Annotated in this window: 2 protein-coding genes; one reads left to right on the top strand and one right to left on the bottom strand. The window is 52.0% G+C overall.

The window, feature by feature from the left end:
• Positions 1-605 precede the first annotated feature (605 nt).
• Positions 606-1,451, top strand: coding sequence for an AraC family transcriptional regulator (locus N7650_RS27805; RefSeq protein WP_003464995.1), 846 nt, complete (start codon positions 606-608; stop codon positions 1,449-1,451).
• A 29-nt stretch (positions 1,452-1,480) separates the two neighbouring features.
• Here N7650_RS27805 and N7650_RS27800 read toward each other — a convergent pair whose 3' ends face one another.
• On the bottom strand, positions 1,481-1,999 hold the full coding sequence (locus N7650_RS27800; RefSeq protein WP_003464991.1) for a DUF417 family protein: 519 nt from the start codon (positions 1,997-1,999) through the stop codon (positions 1,481-1,483).
• Between the last annotated feature and the right edge of the window lie 501 nt (positions 2,000-2,500).

Raw genomic sequence — 2,500 nt, 5'->3', positions numbered from 1 at the left:
GATTAACCATGTTGCTGGCTTGCCACCAACACCGCTCAAGGTACGGGTGGACATTTCCCCGGAAATTTTCGAAAAGGTCGCTTTGGATGACAGTGTGTTCGTTTTCGTACAGACGCTATCGGGCTCCAAGGTACCTCTCGCTACCATACGACTTAAGGTCTCAAGTCTGCCGGCCGAGGTGGAGTTTTCAGGCGCTGATGCAATAGTTACCAGCAACACCTTATCGCAGACAGCCGCGATTCAAGTGACTGCTAGGGTCTCTAGGGGAGGGAAGAGTAGGTCGGGGGAATGGTTGGGCCGAAGCTCGACGACATTAAATTCGAAGAGCGCTAGGCTGAAGCTTACGATCAACCTTCCGGATATCTGATCGACTGCACCGCAAAGTGCTGTTGCCAGGTACTGTAAAATAGAAGAGTGAGCACTTGATTTGCTGGTGCTTTCAAACAACGGTGTTGTTTTTTTAACAGCCGAACTGGAAAGGGAGGCTGAGCTGCTCAGTGATCACTTTATCCGTTGGCTGATTTACGCCGGCATGTTCGCTACAGGCACTGAACGACAACGCAGATGGTATGGTCTGTGCGTTCTGACTCGTCAAGGATCGGCCAATGGATCGTTTGTCTAATTTGCTCTCGCGGTTCGGCGTGCGGGCCAATCTGTTCTATGACGGCGACCTATGCGGCTCTGCATCTTACGATGGCGCCGAGCGGCGAGGTTATATCCATCTGCTTCAGGCCGGCAGCGTGACGTTGCTTGGTCCCGATCGCAAGGATTTGCAGCTCACTCGCCCTAGCTTGATTTTTATGCCACGCCCCGCCAAGCATCAATTGTTTGCGGGTGAGTCCGATGGCGCAAAGTTGTTGTGTGCTTCCATGGAGTTTGAGGGCGGAATTGATAATCCTTTGTCGGCTTCATTACCGGACTGTTTGGTGCTCGCACTCGATGATCTGCCCATGCTGGCAGACACGTTGGAGTGGATGTTTGCCGAGGCGGCAAATGTGCATTGTGGAAGGGAAGCCGCGCTTGAGCGCTTATTTGAGCTCCTAATCATTCTGTTGCTCCGTTACCTGCTCGATCATCACCAGTTGCGCACCGGAATGATGGCTGGACTGGCCGACATGCGGCTTGCCCGATCGCTTTTACAGATGCACAACTCCCCGGAACATGCCTGGTCAATAGCAGAGCTGGCCAGTGAGTCAAATATGTCACGCGCTGCGTATGCCGTGCATTTCAAGAGTGTCATCGGACAGACGCCTGCTGATTATTTGTTGAGTTGGCGAGTTAGCCTGGCTCAGAAGCTGATGCGAGAAGGGCGCTCGATTACGCTGATTGCAGCTCAAGTCGGCTACGAAAGTCCTTCGGCGCTGTCTCGCGCATTTAGACGCAAGACGGGGTTGAGCCCTCGTGACTGGTTGAAAGATCTGGCGGGGGAAAATGATGGCAAAAAGGCCTAAGGCATTACTGCCTTAAGCCATTGAAAAAATTATGCATTAATTTTACGTTTTTCCAGTTCAACCAGCGAATGGCCTGCCACAAATATCGAAACAGCAAGCAACCCTAAGTCTTTAAGCAGAAACTGACCTGGCGCAACGGAAATCGCCGGAAACCCTAAACTAGGCTCAATGACGCCCGGAGTGGAAAACATAAAGCTAAGGGTTGTGAAGAACAGGCCTGCAGACAGAGCGCCTCCTACCACGGATAGTTTGGGCGACAGCATGCGGCCTGCGATCAGAGTGCCGATCGAAATCTCTAGTATGCCGAGCAGGCTGGAGAACATGTCGACCGAAAAAATGCTATACACCCATCCCAAAAGCGGGCTGTTGCTCACCAGTGGAACCAGGCCCTCGGCCTCGTAGTGGGTAAATTTCATGCCGCCGAACCAGAAGTAAATAATAGCGAGAGCCAAGTACGCGCCATAGATACCTAGCCCCATAGTTTTGGTTCCAAGCGTTAAGTGGGCCTGTACGCTGGACTTCGAGTTTTCAATGCCTATGGTTTTCATGTCTGAGCTTCCAGTAGTGAGTGAGAGTGTGTTGGCTGCCGAACGCCGTATGCGTTGGCGATGAGATTATTATGGCTGGCATCTCTAATCAAGAGGCATCAGAAAGTATTGATTTCAGTGCAGATCGTCTTGGGCGGTGCAATTCGCGATGAAGGGATCGCCGTGGAGAGCGATGAGTGCACTATTTCGATAAAGGAGTCGTTTTACATAGGTCGATGAAGCGCGTTGCGGCATCGCCTACTGTCATTTCTCAAATCTGACTATGGGGCTTGGGGCGAAGGGCGGCACTGACTAGGCTTAGAACAGCTACCAACTAGCCGCGCGGCCGCGATGCACAAAGAATGGTAACTGAGCCGTGAGTGCGGTGGGCGCCCGCATTTATTTCCAAACCCTACAGATACATCGATCTTCGACTTCAACCGGGCAGATAGCTGTTGCAGCAAGCCTATCAATCGACTTTGACGTGTTAAAGAGGATAGGTTTTCCAGGGTTGGGGAACAG

Origin of the sequence: Pseudomonas sp. GD04058 (assembly GCF_029836855.1) — a bacterium.
In the GTDB taxonomy this organism is placed as follows: domain Bacteria; phylum Pseudomonadota; class Gammaproteobacteria; order Pseudomonadales; family Pseudomonadaceae; genus Aquipseudomonas; species Aquipseudomonas bharatica.
The sequence above is the reverse complement of the archived record's forward strand: the minus strand, read 5'-3'. Positions and strand labels throughout refer to the sequence as shown.

What these genes read in the sequence shown, in the direction of transcription:
- N7650_RS27805 (WP_003464995.1), top strand. Translation starts at nt 606, where the DNA reads ATGGATCGTTTGTCTAATTTGCTCTCGCGGTTCGGCGTGCGGGCCAAT.
- N7650_RS27800 (WP_003464991.1), bottom strand. Translation starts at nt 1,999, where the DNA reads ATGAAAACCATAGGCATTGAAAACTCGAAGTCCAGCGTACAGGCCCAC.